This is a genomic window from Streptomyces sp. NPDC102279 (genome assembly GCF_044766365.1).
In the GTDB taxonomy this organism is placed as follows: Bacteria; Actinomycetota; Actinomycetes; order Streptomycetales; family Streptomycetaceae; genus Streptomyces.
Map to the genome: position 1 here is coordinate 181,869 of NZ_JBIWLU010000001.1, position 16,169 is coordinate 198,037.

General features: G+C 69.9%; 9 protein-coding genes. 2 read left to right on the forward strand and 7 right to left on the reverse strand.

From position 1 onward, the window contains the following. Positions 1–84 precede the first annotated feature (84 nt). Positions 85–723, forward strand: a complete 639-nt coding sequence (locus tag ACIRQH_RS00765; RefSeq protein ID WP_404223392.1) for a PadR family transcriptional regulator — start codon at positions 85–87, stop codon at positions 721–723. Between the two features lie 79 nt (positions 724–802). Here ACIRQH_RS00765 and ACIRQH_RS00770 read toward each other — a convergent pair whose 3' ends face one another. The 4 genes from ACIRQH_RS00770 to ACIRQH_RS00785 form a co-directional block, all read right to left on the reverse strand. Further along, a complete protein-coding gene (locus ACIRQH_RS00770) occupies positions 803–2,053 on the reverse strand; it encodes a hypothetical protein (protein WP_404223394.1) in 1,251 nt (416 codons plus the stop codon). Between the two features lie 205 nt (positions 2,054–2,258). Beyond that, a complete protein-coding gene (locus ACIRQH_RS00775) occupies positions 2,259–5,000 on the reverse strand; it encodes a lectin (protein ID WP_388934465.1) in 2,742 nt (913 codons plus the stop codon). A gap of 834 nt (positions 5,001–5,834) precedes the next feature. Beyond that, positions 5,835–7,190, reverse strand: a complete 1,356-nt coding sequence (locus ACIRQH_RS00780) for a beta-1,3-glucanase family protein (protein WP_388880021.1) — start codon at positions 7,188–7,190, stop codon at positions 5,835–5,837. A 501-nt stretch (positions 7,191–7,691) separates the two neighbouring features. Continuing rightward, a complete protein-coding gene (locus ACIRQH_RS00785) occupies positions 7,692–8,450 on the reverse strand; it encodes a DeoR/GlpR family DNA-binding transcription regulator (protein ID WP_358816369.1) in 759 nt (252 codons plus the stop codon). Between the two features lie 73 nt (positions 8,451–8,523). On the opposite strand from ACIRQH_RS00785, the gene ACIRQH_RS00790 reads away from it, so the two are divergent. After that, a complete protein-coding gene (locus ACIRQH_RS00790) occupies positions 8,524–9,714 on the forward strand; it encodes an MFS transporter (RefSeq protein ID WP_404223398.1) in 1,191 nt (396 codons plus the stop codon). A 54-nt stretch (positions 9,715–9,768) separates the two neighbouring features. On the opposite strand, the gene ACIRQH_RS00795 is transcribed toward ACIRQH_RS00790, so the two are convergent. The 3 genes from ACIRQH_RS00795 to ACIRQH_RS00805 form a co-directional block, all read right to left on the reverse strand. Continuing rightward, the gene (locus ACIRQH_RS00795) at positions 9,769–11,730 is read right to left on the reverse strand and encodes a protein kinase (RefSeq protein ID WP_404223400.1); all 1,962 of its coding nucleotides are present in this window, start codon (positions 11,728–11,730) and stop codon (positions 9,769–9,771) included. A gap of 94 nt (positions 11,731–11,824) precedes the next feature. Further along, a complete protein-coding gene (locus tag ACIRQH_RS00800) occupies positions 11,825–13,420 on the reverse strand; it encodes a VWA domain-containing protein (RefSeq protein ID WP_404223402.1) in 1,596 nt (531 codons plus the stop codon). Positions 13,421–13,528: 108 nt separating this feature from the next. After that, entirely contained in the window at positions 13,529–16,132 is a 2,604-nt protein-coding gene (locus ACIRQH_RS00805; protein WP_388880033.1) for a hypothetical protein, read from the reverse strand. Positions 16,133–16,169: the final 37 nt, after the last annotated feature.

Sequence of the window (16,169 nt, forward strand, 5' to 3'; positions counted from 1 at the left end):
ACACTCACCGCCATAGAAGCAGCCCCCACTCCCCTACATTGCCGCAATTCAACGGTACATTGTCACAATGCAGGAGGGATGTATATGCCGCTTCACCACGCCGTGCTCGCGCTCCTGACGCAGCGACCGAGTCACGGCTACGAGCTCAAGGCCCAGTTCGAGGAGACCATCGGGCCCCAGTGGGGAGGCCTCAACATCGGCCACCTGTACCAGATCCTCGACCGGCTCGTCCGGGACGGATACGTCACGCGCTCGCAGGTCGCGCAGAGCGACCGGCCCGACAAGAACCTGTACACGCTGACTCCCGCAGGCAGCGCCGAGGTGGCCGACTGGGCGACCACCGCTTGTGTACGCACCGGCGGCTTTCGCGACGAGGTCTTCCTCAAGCTCCTCGGAGCCGTCGCCCTGGGGACTCAGGCGCTGACCACCCTGGTCGAGGCCCAGCGGCAGACGTACCTCTCCGAACTCGCGGGCCTCGCACAGCAGCGCAGGGCGCACACCGATGACCCGCTGGTCGCCCTTCTGATCGACGCCGCCATCGCGCACACCAAGGCCGACCTGGGGTTGCTCGACAGCGCCGAGCGGCACCTGAGCCCGCTGGCCGCGGCGCGGAGCGAGCACAACCGGCGGCAGCCGGTGGAACCGGACCGCGGGCCGGAGCACGGTACCGGGACCGGCGGTGGCAAGGATCAGGAGAGAGAGGCGTGGTCGGACTCCGCGTGAGGAGTCCGGGTGGTGGCTGACCTTTCCGACAAGGGGTGACACCCGCGTGGACGTCACCATGCCGATCGCGGAGGGCCGTTCAGGCTGCGCCGCGCTTCAGACGGACCACGACGGGGGCGCTGAAGGGATCGCCGCTCTGATTCACCTCGACCTGGCCCGCGCCCAGCCACTCGTCGGTACCGGGCACCCGGTGGATCTCCTTCAGCCACAGGGACTGGTGCGACCCCTTACCCGCCCCGGTCGACGTCGGCAGGCGGTGCCGCCCGATCTTCACGCAGCGGCCGTCGTCGGTCAGGTACCAGTTGCCGTCCAGGAACAGCCCGTTGCCGTCACGTCCCACGGGCGTCCGCCAGTCGCATCCGCCGGGTGCGGGATCCTGCTCGGCCCACTTCGACCCGTCCCAGCGGAGTTGGATGAACTCGTCCGCGGGTTCGTTGTCGACCTCGCCGTGGTTGAAGCTGTTGCTGCCGTAGGCACGTACGTCGTCCCCCGCGAAGGCAAAGACGTGGAGGAGACCGGCGCCGGGCTCCGGCGGCAGCGGTTCGTCGAAGCGGGCCTGTGGCGTGTCCACCGGTTTCCAGGACGCGCCGTCCCAGTGTGCGGAGGCGGGTTGACTGTAGCGCTCGCCTCCGCCCAGTTCGGTCCCCGGGCCGGTGTCGCGGCCGCCGACCGCCCACACGTCCTTCGGTCCCGCCACGGCGAGGTCGACCATGCCGAACGGCAGTCGGGTCGCCGACCACCGGCTGCCGTCCCAGTGCTGAGCCGACTGCTCACCCACGAGGGTCCAGATGTCGTCCGGACCTGTCGCCTCGAAGTCCCCGACCTTGCCCGGCGGCGGGTTCGGCACGGCGGACCATCGGGTGCCGTCCCACCGTGCCCAGTTCTCGTCGGTGCCGCTTCCGTCGTTCTGCGGCCGCAGCCACAGCTCCCCCTCCCCGACTTCCTCGAACCTGGGCGCATAGAGACTCTCGCCCAGAGCGTCGGGGAGGGACTCCTGCTTCCAGCTCTTGCCGTCGTAGTGCAGCAGGTGGGCCGTGGCCCGACCGTCGTTCTCCGTCGCCACCGCCCAGATGTCGTCCGCGGCGAGACCGGCGACATCCTCGAACTTTCCGCTGAAGTCGGCTATGTGCTCGAACTCCCATGTCAGGGTGCCCGTTGAGACCTTGGACGAGCTGTCCGTGGGTCCGGAGAGCGACGCATGCGCCGAGGCCGTGGCAGCGGGATCCGTCGAGCCGTGGACGCCATCGCATCCGGAGGCCGTGAGCAGGCCGGCCAGGACGACGGCGGTCACCGCTCGCCCGCGCGTCCTGTTTCCGCTTGATACCAGCATGCTCGCTCCCCCTCGCCGCACTGCGTGTCGGCTCCCATCCTCGCCGACCGCACCGGACGGAGCGCACCCGGTGGGCCCGCTGCGTCGCGAACGACCGACCGGCGGCGGCGGCGCGCCCGCGTGCCCCGGCCCGGAGGCCAGGACGCACGGGCACGCGATGGGCGGAACCGGCCCGGTGGAGGGTGGCGCTACCGGCGCCGAGGGCTCACGTCGGCAGCTTCCAGTTCTGGGCAGCTGAGCCATTGCAGGTGTAGAGCTGGAGTTGGGTGCCGTTGGTGGTCGCGGAGTTGGGATCGTCCAGGCACAGCTTGGACTGGGGGTTGACGAGGGATCCGTTGGCTCCTCCGGTCCATTGCTGGGCGCCACTGCCGTTGCACGTCCACAGCTGGATCAGCGTGCCGTTGGTGGTCCCACTGTGGTCGGCGTCCAGGCACTTGCCGAGGGTCCGGATCGTTCCGTCTCCGGCGACGATCCAGTCCTGGGCGTAGGTGTTGTTGCAGCCCCAGATCTGCACATGGGTCCCGTCCGTGGTGGTCGAACCCGCGTCGTCCACGCACAGGTTCGCCGCCACCGCTGAGGTGATGCCGCCGATGCGTGGCGAGGCGGGTGCCGTCGTGTCACCGGCATAGGAGGGCGGCGCCGCGGACGCGGACGCTGCCCAGGAGGTGTTGGCGCTGGTGCCGAGGGTGTAGTTCAGCGTGCCGCCGGCAGTGATCGCCGTGCCGGGGGCGAAGGCGTTGTTCCACGCGGAACCGTTCCACGTCGCCGACTGCACATAGGGGGCGTTGTCGGCGGCGCCGTTGCCGTTGATCGTCAGTGTCTTGCCCGAGGGAAGCGTGACCACGGCCTGGGTGAACAGGGGTGAGCCCAGGGCGAGGTCGGAGGTGCCCGGGGTCTCCGGGAACATGCCGAGGGCGGACCACACGTACCAGGCGCTCATCGCGCCGAGGTCGTCGTTGCCGTCGGCCAGTCCTGCGGGGGTGTTGGCCCAGATCTGGTCCTGGATCGCCCGTACGGTGCCCTGCGTCTTGTACGGCTGCCCGGTGTAGTCGTATTCCCAGGGCAGTTCGATGCTGGGCTCGTTGCCGACCCACGCGTAGCCCTTGTCACCGGTGTAGCTGCGGAGCACGGTGTCCAGGTAGTGGTTCATCGCGGTGTTGCCGCCCTTGGCACGCGCGAGACCGCCGATGTTGAAGGGGACCATCCCGGTGTAGATCCACGAGTCGGCTTCGACCATGTCGGTGCCGCTGGTGGGGTCGAAGCCGCCCGTCCAGGAGCCGCCGGCGTTACGCGGTTCGACGAAGCCGGAGGCGGGGTTGAGTACGTTCCGCCAGCCTTGCGCGCGGTTGGCGTAGGTCTTCTGGTGGCTGGTGTCGCCGAGGGCTCCGGCCAGTGCGGAGATGGCGAAGTCGGCGGTGTTGTACTCCAGTGTCGTGGCCACCGGGCCGTAGAAGTTGCAGCAGCCGTAGTTGCCGTCGTGCGGCATGTATCCGGGTGAGTCCAGGTAGTTGAGACCCGGCCGGTCGTTGTTGGCCGTGCTCGCCTGTTTGATCATGTCGGCGAGTGCGGCCGTGGTGTCGAAGTCCTTGGCACCGAAGGCGTAGTAGTCGGCAATGATGGCGTCCGCCGGGTCGCCCACCATGACGTAGGACTCGCCGTTGTTCTCCGACCACTTGGGGAAGACTCCGGTCTGAGCGTAGTCGTCGACCATCGACTGCGCGGTGTCCGAGGCGACTTGGGGCGCCACGAGGGCCTCGAGTTGGGCCTGCGAGCGGTAGATGTCCCAGCCGGAGTAGTTGGCGTACGCGGCTTTGTGACCGGCGTCCACGGTGTGGGTCCTGCCGTCGAAACCGTAGTACTGGCCGTTGGTGTCGCTGATGACGTTAGGGTGCAGCAGCGAATGGTAGAGCGCGGTGTAGAAGGTCTCCTGCTGCGCGGTCGTCCCGCCGGCTGTCTGAATCTTGCCGAGGGCGCTGTTCCAGGCGTTCTGCGCGGCGGTGCGGGTCGCGTTGAAGTCCCACCCGGGGTTCTCCGCGGCCCGGTTGGCAGTCGCGTTCGCGACGGAGACGTAGGAGACGCCGACTTTGGCCTGCACCACCGGGTTGCTGGTGGTGTTGAAGGTGACGTAGCCGTTCGAGGCGGCGGCGGTCGGGGCCGCGCCGCCCTTCGCCGCCTTCGGAGCCGCCGCCGTGGGGATCTTGCCGTGGAGCACCGGCTTGTTCGGCTTCTCGGCGGCGTTCTTCGATGCAGTGGGAGGCCTCGACGGGGTGGCGGCCGACGTCTTCGTGAGCGAGGCGCCCTGCGAGGTGAACGGCTGGTCGAAGACCATGTCGAAGTAGACGCTGTAGGTGTTGCCCGCACCGCAGAAGTGGCCGCTGGTGACCTGTCCGCTGACCTCGGTGTTCGAGACCTTGGTGAACTGTGTCGAGGTGGCGCCGTTCTGGCTTCCGGCGAGCTTGAAGACCAGGTTGGCCTGACTGCTCGCGGGGAAGGTGAAGCGCCCCATGCCGCTACGGGTCGTGGTGGTCAGTTCCGTGGTCACCTGATTGTTGAGGGCGACCTTGTACGAGCCTGCTGACGCCGACTCGTTGGCGTGCGAGAAGGCGTCGGTCGCACCGGTGTTGACCGTGCCGACCGTGGGCAGCACGGGAATGTCGCCGGCCGCTCCGCAGCCGGGTCCTGCGATGTGGGTGAGGCTGAAGCCGGTGATCGACGAGTCGTTGTACTCGTATCCGCCGCCGGGGGGACGCGACGGTGTGTCCGGGCTCCACTGGACCATGCCGAACGGGACATCGGCCCCGGGGAAGTCGTTGGCCTGGTTCGACGTCCCGATGAACGGGTTGACCACCGTGGCCGGTGAGGTGACGAGCGCGGCCTTCTCGGCCGCCGCCGCGGGGGCGCACAGCCCGACCCCGACCAGTGCCGCGGTCGCGAGTAAGCCGATCATGCTGGTGCCGCTGGATCTCAACCGCCGTGTCATCACGGGGTTTCTCCTCTGGTCGAGAGCGGGAAGCTTGACAACGTTGTCGCACACGCGAGAGCCGACATCTGGGCAAGAAGCGAACCTGACAACGTTGTCGCACACTCACATGAGGCGCCGAACTGTCCGAACGCCTTGAGGGGCCCCCGAAGTTGTGGACCTGGGGGCGCAGACGAGAACTCCCGGTGAAGCTAGCCACAGGGCAGGAACATGTCAACGCATCGCGCAAGGCTTGGGAATCCTTGAACGTTGGGCCGTGAGACCGTCCCACCTCCCACCCCAGCCGTGACGGTCCGAACGGCGCACTACGCTGCCGCACTCGACGCAGTCGTGGCGGCGGCGCGGGAGCGGCAGACATACAACAAGCCCCGCCTCCAGTGTTCTGGAGGCGGGGCCGTGAGAGCGCCGGGCAGGCCTTGCACCTGCATCTCCCCGCAGGAAGCGGGACGTCTTTCCTTGGACCACCAACGCGCGTCGCCCCTACCCGAGTTCAGGCGGACCGCTCAAGATCGATCGTAGCGCACCAAGGGGACCCGTCCAAACTCGCGTGCGAGGGAGCTTCCATGGGCCATCGGCCCGCCAACACCCGTCCGAACCAGCGGCAGTGCGCTCCTGCCTTCTGCAGGCAGGCACACAGAAGGCAGTCACCGTGAAGAGGCCCCTGCCCCGGCGAGGTAGAACTCGCCGGGGCAGGGACCAAGCAGGCATGGCGAGATGAACGCCGCCCAGTGTGTGCTGTATCGGCTGTTCCGGGGGCCGTGGGCGGCGCCGTCGAACCCAGCGGTGCGGAGCTGGCAGTCGCTACCAGCCGACGGCGACCAGCAGCCACTGCGGGCTGCCGTGGGAGATGAAGGAGGACTGACCCGCCACGTCGTCGTAGGGGAAGCCGTAGGCGAGCCCGTTGATGGCGTTGTCGTGCCAGAACTTGGCGTAGTAGTTCGCGGGCGTGGCCTTGTAGTACTGAGCCGGATCGCCTTGCTGCGAGGCCGGCAGGGTGGCCACGTGGCGGTTGAGCGCGGCGCACATGTCGGGGTTGCCGGCCAGGGCGGCCGCGCAGCCGAAGATGTCGGAGGTGGCGGCGTTGACGCCGACGGACTGGGCGTACGCGGTGAAGTAGTTGGCGTTGGCGCCGCCCGCCCGGAAGCTCGGGTCGCTGCCGGGGGCGATGATCCGGTACGGGGCCTGCGTCTGGGCCAGCACCTTGAACGGGGTGGGAACGGCGTCGGTGAACCGTTGGAACGTCGCGGTGCGGTCTTCGGCGAAGGTCTGCCGGTTCTCGCCGACCTCGGCGTCGTACCCGTCCTTGCTGTGCAGCCGCATGGCCAGCTTGAGGCCGAAGGCGTCGACCCGGGTGGTGTTGCCGTTGAACACGTTGCCGCCGACGGTGAACTCGATGAAGTCGTAGTAGGCGCTGTTCGGTGAGCCCAGGTAGAAGTACATGCGCCCTGCGGAGTTGGCCGGCATGTCGAGGTAGGGCTGCTCGGCAATGGAGTGGACCTGACCGTTGAAGCTCCAGTACACCTGGCTGTCCGGGTACTTGCCGTTGGTGCGGTTGAGGATCTTCACCTCCACCGCGTTGTTGGCGGCAGGGATGTCGCTCGTGCTGCCCCAGAAGCTGTCGGGCGGGGTCGTGGCACCGGGGCCGTAGACCTGGAATTCCCAGAGGGAGTAGCCGTAGGGGGTGGCCCGGGTCGTCCCGGTGAGGCGCACGTATCTGCCGCTGCCGGTGATGTTGACGGTCTGGGTGCCGCCAGCGGCGGTCGTCGTGGAGTACACGGTGGACCAGTTGTTGGCGTCGGCGGAGGTCTGGATCTGGAAGGACTTGGCGTAGGCGGCCTCCCAGTTCAGGGAGACGCGCGTGAGTTGCTGGACGGATCCGAGATCGACCTGGAGCCACTGCGGGTCGGCGAAGGCCGAGGACCAGCGGGTTCCGGAGTTGCCGTCGACGGCGGCGCTTGCGGGGAAGCTTCCGTTCTCCGTCGACGAGGCGGTGGCGGGCCGTCCCTGGGACAGCAGTTGGTCCGCGGCGTGCGCCGGTGACGGATTCAGGGCGGCGAAGCAGGCGACGAGCAGGACGAGTACCAGACCAAGAGCGGTGCGTGTTCGGACGGTTGCTCTGGCTGGTCTGGAAATGGGCACGCTGGCGCTGGACTGCATGCGGGTTCTCCTCAGGCCGAGGCGGCGTGGTGGGGGTGGAGCAACAGCAGACTGAGAGCGCTCTCCCGGGTTGTATCCCCGCTCGTTGCGGGCGTCAACAACTGAAGCCGAATTGGGGGAGATTCAGGCACCGGAGTCGGTACGGGGCTGCCGCCGACGCCTGTGGCACCACTCAAGGGTTGGCTTGTTCGGACCTTGATCGGTCGGGAACCCTCGCGCCGAGGCTCGCATTCAACACTTGACGAGCTGGAGTTCACCCGTGGGCCGGGTGCACGCGACGACGGCCGGCGGAACAGCGCTGGCGGCCTGGGCAGTTGATCGCCCCGACTCGGGCCGTTCGGTGTCCTGGCTCGCCGCGGCGGACGGATTCAGGACCGAGGACGTCCATGACTTCCGAGCCGAGCGAACCGCGGTCGCGTCGACGCCCCCTGCCGGCACGAAGGCGTACTCGTGAGTCCGTCCGGCCCGGTCTCGCCCCTCCGCCGCACCGCGACGGCCGGGTCACACCTGTCGAACGGTTACCCCCGCCGCGACCAGGGCCTCTGTCTGCTCCCGGGGCGCGCGCTCGTCCGTGACGACCGCGTCGAGTGCGGAGACCGGCGCGACGACGGCCAGGGCCGTGCGGGCCAGTTTGGACCCCTCGGTGACGGCGATGACCCGACGTGAGGCGGCGATGGCCGCGCGTTTGACGGCGGCGTCGTCCAGGTCGTAGGCGGTCAGGCCGTTCACCGCGTCGAGTCCGCAGCAGCCGATGAGGGCGGTGTCGAAGCGGAGCGAGGCCAGCGACGCCTCGGTCAGGGGACCGGTGAGCGCCAGTTCGCCCTGTCTCGGCCGGCCACCCGGAACCAGCAGTGTCAGCTGGGGAGCCTCGGTCAGGGCGTTGACCGCGTGCAGCGACAACGGCATCACCGTGATCCGCCGGCCCTTCAGCGCGCGGGCCACTTCGAGGCAGGTCGTCCCGCTGTCGAGGACGACCGACTCGCCGTCCGTGATGAGCTTCGCCGCCTCGGCGGCGATGCGCCGCTTCACCTCCAGGCCGTCATGGACGCGCATCGCGAACGGCGGCTCGTCGCCGCGCAGCAGCAGACTGCGCGCGCCACCGCGGTAGCGCTCCAGTACCCCCTGGGCCGCCAGAGCCTCCAGGTCCCGACGGATGGTCATCTCCGATGCGCCCGTCAGCTCGGCCAGCTCGGCGACACCCACACTGCCCGCGGCCTGTACGGCGTCGGTGATCTGCCTCAGTCGGTCGATGCCAGCCATGCCAGCTATTGAACACGATGATTGTTCGAATTGCCACCTTTCGAAAGCAGAAATTGTTCGTTACGTTTGAAACGTGGAAAGACATCTGCGGGCCGCTCGGCTGGCCACCTTCGCCTACTTCGTCCTGAACGGCTTCCTCATGGGGATGTGGATCGTCCACATCCCCACCGTCGAGCAACGCGTCGGGATCGATCACGCCATGCTCGGCTGGCTTCTGCTGCTCCTCGGGGCGGGAGCCTTCGCGGGCATGCAGGCCGTCGGGCCACTGACCGATCGCTTCGGCGCCCGCACGGTCGTTCCGCTCAGCGCGGCGCTGTGCAGCGCCACCGTCGCTCTGCCCGGACTGGCCGGGAACGTGTGGACCCTCGGCGCGGCGCTCCTCGCGCTCGGCGTCGGCAACGGCTGTCTGGACGTGAGCATGAACGCCCACGCCGTCCAGGTGGAGCACGCCTACCGGCGGCCCGTCATGTCCGCGTTCCACGCCACCTTCTCCATAGGCGGGGTCTTCGCCGCGCTGGCCGGCGCCGGCACGCTCGGTTGGGGATGGAGTCCCGCGACCACCTTGTCGGCCGTCGCGGCCCTCGGCCTCGCCGCCTCCGTCCTGGCGGCCCCCCTGCTCCTGGCCTCTGAGCGGCGGCAAGCCCCGGAACCCGCCGCTCACGTAGCGAAGTCCAGGCGCAGGACGCCCCGGCACATCTGGATGCTCGCTGCACTGGCTCTGATGATCATGCTGTGCGAAGGCGTCGCCAACGACTGGAGCACGCTCCACCTGCGCCGGGTCCTGGACGCGCCTCCGGCGACGGCTGCCCTCGCGTACGGAGCCTTCGCCACCGCCATGACCGTCGGCCGCCTGCTCGCCGACCGGTTCGCGGCGCGCTACGGCCCCACGGCCATCCTCCGGTACGGAGCGTCCATCGCGGCTCTCGGGCTCTCCACGGCCGCGCTGTCCGACTGGATCCCGCTGGCACTGGCCGGCTGGGCCGTGTTCGGCGCGGGACTGTCCGGCTGCGTACCGCAGCTCTTCAGCGCCGCCGGGCACGCCGACACGGATGCCGCGGGCGTCAACGTCTCCCGTGTCGCGGGCCTCGGCTACCTCGGCATGCTCGCCGGCCCGGCCGTGATCGGGCCGCTGACCCGGTTCGTGCCCCTCGACGTCACCTTCTTCCTCCCCGTGGCGTTCTGCGTCGTCGCCGCCTGCTCGGCCGGCATCGTCCGGCCGCGCCCGCGCGTCTCCGGGCGGGTCGAGCTGGAGACAGCGGGGTGACGCGGCCCCCAAGGGGGTTGGCGCGCAGGGCAAGGTGAAGGTGCGGCCCCGCGTTCACCGTCCGGGCGCCGGCTCCCCGGCGCCGGACGTCGGCAGGGCGTGCACCGCTCCGTGGGAGGCGGTGGCGTAGATCGTGCGGCCGACGGGCGCGTAGGTGGTCGCGAGGATCTGGCCGCCGAGGTCGAGGCTCTGCAACGAGGAGCCGTCCTGGGCGTCGAGGAGTTGCAGCCGTCCGTTCCAACCACCGGCATAGATGGCCGATCCGTCGGTGCACAGCGCGAAGAACTCCTCGCCCTCGGCGTGTTCGACACGCCAGAGCATCTCTCCGGTGGCGGCGCTGCGGCAGTGCACGACGCCCGCGCTGTCTCCGATGATCAGCCTGTCGCCGATACGCAGGGGCGGGGTCACGACCGGCGCGCCCAGTTCCGTCTCCCACCGGGTGGAGCCGTCGGCCGCCGCCAGGGATCGCAGGCCGCCGTCCGCGTCGGCGACGACGAGCGCGTCCTCCAGGGCGAGGGGCGTGGTGAGGAGAGCGGCGGGGAGTCGTACGGCCCGCTTCCAGCGGACGCTGCCGTTCTCGTCGTCGACCGCGAGGAGTTCGCGGCCCTCTCCGGCCGAGAGGTAGACCTGGCGGGCATCGGCCGCGACCGGCTCGGCCGGGCCGCCTCCGTCGTCGGTGAGCGGCTCGGTCCGCCACCAGACGCGCCGGGTGACGGCGTCGAAGTGGTGGAGACAGCCGGTGCTGTCCCCGAGGAACACGCTCTGTCCGCGCAGGAGTACTCGGGCGTCGGTGAGACTGCCCGCGGGGACGGACCACCAGCGGGTACGGGAGCGGGTGTCCCACGACTCCACCCGGCCTCCGGAGTCACTGATCAGCAACAGGGCTCCTTGGGCGTGCAGTTGAACGGGCGCGGTGAAGTCACGCAGATGTTCCTCCTGCTTTCCCGTCGCCCCGTCCAGCCAGCGCACGCCACTGTTGTCCGCGACGACCACGCCGCCCTGTTCCGTGGCGACCGCCGAGTGCGGCCACTCCCCCACGTCGGTGCGCCAGCTGCGTCGGCCGGGACGGAACGGGACCGTCAGGTCCGCCGCGTTGCCGACACCGGCGAGGAACTGACCCAGTTCGGAGCGGTAGCCGGCGAGAGTGCGGCCGATGCCGTCCGGGAGCCGCAGCGTGCCGGGTTCGCCGAAGCATTCGGCGACCTGGCCGAGGGTGGGACGGTCCGCCGGATCCTCTGCCAGGCAGGACCGGATCATCCCGCCCGTCGCGTCGTCCGGCAGTCCTGTCAGGTCGGGTGCTGTGCCGGACACACGGCGCATGAGCATCGCGCGCGCGTTGTTCTCGCCGGTGTAGGGCGGGTGCCCGGTGAGTGCGTAGAGGACGATCCCGCCGATGCCGAAGACGTCGGTCGCGCTGGTCGTCTTCGAGAGCCCGAGGATCTGCTCGGGTGCGCAGAAGTGGGGATGGCCGATCACCGTGTCCAGGGAGACCGTGACCCGCTGGCCGCGGATGCGCGTCAGTCCGAAGTCGATGATCCAGGGGCCGTCCGGGGTGAGCAGGACGTTCCCCGGATGCAGGTCGCGGTGCAACAGGCCTTTCCCGTGCGCCGTGTTGAGTGTGTCGACCAGTTCGGCGGCGATGGCGTGGACCGTGTGGCGGGGCAGTCCTCCGTCGTGCGACTCGATGATCTGGTGCAGCGACAGCCCGGGAATGAATCGGGTCGCCAGGGTGGGTTGGCGTCCGCTGCCGAAGTCGAAGACCAGCAGTTCGGGGATGCGGGCGCCCTTGCAGCGGTCCAGGGCCTTGCTCTCCTGGTGGAAGCGCTGCAGGTGCTGGGTGTCGTCGGCGAACTCGGGTTTGAGGAGTTTGACGGCCCCCAGCGTGTCGAGTCCGCGGTGTTCCCCGACGGGCCGACCGAGGTAGACGGTGCCGAACCCGCCCGCGCCCAGCTTGCCCAGGAGACGGAATCCACCGGCCTCCGCCGGGTCCACGGCCGGGTCCAACGGCTTCACCATGAAGAGTCCTTTCCTGGGCGGGCGGGGACGCGGCCGTGAGCCGGGCCGCCGGCGACACAGCGGCCTGCGCCCCGACGTTCGGGCGGGGCGGATCTCAGTGCAGGGCGACAGCCGGTTGGCTCTGTGTCTCGTGGGAGAAGCCGATCCCGCACAGCACCGTCGACTTGCCGATTTCGCAGGTGCCGCTGTCGCGCAGCCGGTCGTCGCCGGGCCTCGGTGCCTCCCGGACGCATTGCAGGGCGAGGACGAGACGGCCTCCCTCGTGCCGGCCGCGCACGGAGATCCGGGCCCGCACGTTTCCGGCGTCGGTGTCCTTGCTGACCTCCCTGCCGCCGAGCAGGATCGTCTGTCGCTCGCCGGAGCGCAGATCCGTCACGACCAGCGCCCCGGACAGCTTCGGGTTGCGTCGCTTGTACGAGCGCCAGGCGGCCGCCGAGCCCAGCAGGACGACGAGCAGGATCAGCGGGTACAGCCAGCCGGGGGTGCGGGCGGGGACCGTACCCACCAGGTCGACGTCGGTGACGGTGGGACGGCCGGTGGTGAACTTCGCGTACCCGATCGAGCTGCGCACGGTCCGTGTCCACGGCGAGGTGACCTCCGCGCGGATCCTCACTCCGGCGCGAAAGTCCCGGGTGCCCGGCAGCAGGCCGAACTCGGCCTCCTGGGGCCAGGTCAGCGTCGCCTCGACGGTCCGGCTCCGTCCGGGCTGGACCGTCACCGGCGCGGTCGGAGCGGCGAGGTGGACCGTCGCGTCCCCCGGAGCCGCTTCGGCCTCTAGGTCGACGTGCAGCGGTACGTGCCGGGCGTGCGAGGTCAGCGTGACCCGCACGGTCGCGGACCGCTTTCCGGTGTCGCCTCCGGCAGACAGGGTGACCTTCCCCGCACCGCGCCGTTCGACGCCGTCGCCCTGGACGGAGACCGCGATCTGTTCGCCCTGGTCGGCACGGAGCACGCTTTCGGCCTTCTCCGCGCGCACCCGTTCCTTGGCGTCGTTGAGTTGCGAACCCAAAGCTGCGGGGTCGACGGGCAGGATGCGCGGAGCCCCGAAGGCGCTGCCGAGGACCTGCGACACCTGGGTGCCGTCGGCGAGAGGCAGACCGTAGCCGATGACGTCGCGGTTGGCCCCCAGGGCGTCGTATCGCTGTCTGAGCTGTTTCCAGGCGGGAGTGCCGAGGCGGGCGTAGGGACTGTCGGGTGCGTTGACGGCGCCGTCGGTGAGCATGAGGACCGCTCCGACGGGCGCCGTGCTGCGGTCGAGCTGGTCGGCGGCGACGTCCAGGGCGGCTCCGTGGTCGCTTGCCGTCTCCTCGGCGGAACGCGGGAGTTCCTTGCTCAGCAGCTTGTCCGTCCGGTTCGCCGGGGACATGGGGTGGACGACGCTCGTGGCGCGCCCGAAGGTGACGACGGCGACCTCGTCGGCGGGAGTGAGGGTCTTGAGAAAGGAACCGAGGCGCTTCTTGACGGTTGTGTAGAGCGGCTCTCCGTCGGGGCCTTTGTCCTGCATGGAACTGGAGGTGTCGACGAGGACGACGTATGCCGCGGGGACGTCGTCGACCTTGAGTGACCGGTAGATGCCGTCGCGGGGCAGGGGCTTGTCGGAGGCGGCGGCAGATGTGGCGCCCGGGGCGGCGAGGACGCCGGCCGTGGCCAGCAGCAGGGCGAGGCGCGCGGAGGCACGGAAGGTGTGCATGAAGTGTCCCCCCAAGGACGTGCGTGTACGGGTTCGGATTCGAGGTCCTGGCGAGCTCCGGCGCTCCGGAGAGGAGTTCCAGGAATGCCGTCGGAGCGGGGTCAGTGCCTACGGACGGGTGTGGGAGGCACCGGCGTCGAGTCTTCGCAGCCGTTCCACCTCCAGGTCCATTTGCTTCTGTTGGCCGGCCAGATCCTGGATCTGACGGGCGTTGTCGGCCCGTCGCCTCTTCAAGCAGTCGAGGGCGTGGCGGATGTAGGCCTGCCACAGTTCGGGGTCCGGGCCCCGGCCGAAGGCCAGTTCGAGTCGGCGGGTTTCCTCGCCTGCCAGGTGTGGGCCGGCCTGCGCCGTCCACGTGGTGCGGTAGGCGGTGAGGATGCCCAGAATCCGTTCGCCGACCGGGCCCTTGGCGGCCCAGGACCGCAGGGGTGCGCAGAGTTGGTCGGAGTCGGCGCCCGCACGGTGTGCGTCGAGCAGTTGGACGGCGAGTGTGCGGCGGTCCTCGACGGAGTTCCCGACCACGCGAGCGGTGCGGTACAGCGTGCGCAGTGAGAGAGCCGGCACGAGTTCCGGCCGATGGCGGGCGATCCGGTCGAGCCAGTGGGTGTCCTGGTCCGTCTCCTTCCAGAGGGGATTCCGCGTCAGCCGTCCCACGGCCTCGACGACTAGGTGGGTGTGCGAGCCGGGCCCCTCCAGTAGCCGCAGGGTGAGTTCGCGGCCGGTGTCCTCGGGGCCCTCGCCTGTTTCCTGGTCGACGGAGAGAATCTCCTCCAGCAGCCCTTCCACGATCGTGGGCACGTGCTCGCGGACGAGGGGCAGGCCGAGTTCGGCCTGCAGGGTCGAGGCGTAGCCCGCGAGCCGGGTGGTGACGCCCGCGGAGCCGGGCAGCTCAGGAGTGCGCGTCAAGGCGAAGAAGGCCTCGGGAAGTCGGCCGGTGAGCGCGCACAGCATGTCCCAGCGTGCGGCTGTCTCGGCTCGCACCTGGTACGGCGGACGGTCCAGTGCGCGGTGGAGCAGTGCCGCTGGGGTCTCTTCGGACAGGTCGGTCGGAGTGCTCCGGCACGCGCAGGCCACGAGTCCCTCGAAGAAGCCGCCCCTCAGGAGCCGGTCGGCGTACCCGCACGCTGCGGCGGCCGCCAACAACCGTGTGGCCGGACCGGGGTGAGCCTCGGTCCACTTCCTCGAGGGGTCCACGGTCGCGTTCCCCGATGCCAACAGCCCGTACAGCGGCGTGAGTTCCGGGCCTCCCGCGACATCGGGCACCGAGTCGTCGCAGAGCCAGCGCAGCCAGGCGAGGACGTGCGGGGCGGGGTCGCGCCGCTGTGCGCACACGGCCTGAACCAGCCGCCCCGCCAAGCCCGGGATGTCCAGCAGTTGGGACTGGGTGAAGGCCATCGTGCCAGGGCTGAACGCGGCGATGGTGGGCAGCAACCGGTCGACGACGGGATCCTGCGCGTCCACCGCGGAGCGCTGCCGCACCTCGTCGCCCACGCAGGCCAGGGCGCGGTCGAGTGGATCGCGGCCTTCACGCGTGTCGGGAGTCGCCTCGCGCAGGGACTCGAACCGGCCGCGGGCGCTGTCGAAGCGTCCGTCGAACAGGTCCTCCACGAGCTGGTTCCAGAACGCCTGGGACACATCGGGCTGAGGGAGATGGCGGGCCATGGCACTCAGGTCGGTGGACCGTCCGGCCAGTTTGGCCGCGGAGAGCACGGCGACGGACTGGGCGTCGAAGACGTCGTGGCGCAGGGCGTCGTCGATCAGCCGGTCGTCCACCGTACGTCCCTGGAGCACCTCCTGTGCGAGAGCCAGCCCCGGGTTGAGCCCGGACAGAATGTGCAGGGCGTCGGCGTGCACGTGCGCCGAGTCGAGGTCGAGCGGTTCGCGGGAGCGCGCGAGGTGCGCGACGACGGTCTCGCCTCCGTGGGTGTGCCATGCCTCGATGAGGAGGTCGAAGTAGGCACGGGCCCCTGGGGACAGCCGGTCGAGGTCGGGGAGGCCGCCGTCCCAGACCAGGGCGGTGACGCCCGGCGACTCATCGGCGACGCCCCAGTACAGGCGCATGGGCACCTGCGATCCGGAGGAGCTGCCTGTCGCGGCGGACAGCGTGGCGCGTACCCCGAAGGGGAGCATCGCGGCGACGCAGTCCAGGACCTGGAGCAGTTCGAGGGGCTTGTAGTCGCGGGCGCCCGTCACCACGACGGGGCCGTCGAGGAGACAGGCCGCGGCTGCGGCGAGCCAGTGACTGACCGCGGTCACCCGGTCGGAGATGCCGCTGTCCACGTGGGCGAGGAGGCCGCCGCCTTCCCCGACGGGCAGGTGGACCGGCCCGACGCCGGACGCCGGAACGAGCGGTACGGCGTCGAGTGCGGCCCTGGCCAGACCGCACCAGCCGAGGGAGAGTTCACCGATCCGGTCGGTGGCGACGGCGAAGTGGTGGATCCGGTGGATCGGCCGGTTCGTCCGGTCCACACCGTCGGTGCTGTCCAGCACGAAGATGCCCACGGTGTCGGTCCCGTCCGGAGCCCGCCCGGGTCCGATGGTGATCCAGGGGAGTTGGTCCCCACGCGCAGGCGTGCCCGGCGACCAGTGGAGGATCGAGGCGTTGTAGTCGGCGCTCCGCTCGGGCGGATAGGCCGCCAATACCTTGTAGCCGCTGTTGGTCCGGGGCGCTTTGCCCCACAGGGCCCAGTGGGCGGTCAGTCCCGGTGGCATGGCGTGTGGTCTCCTCTGGTGCGGTCGTGCGGTGCCG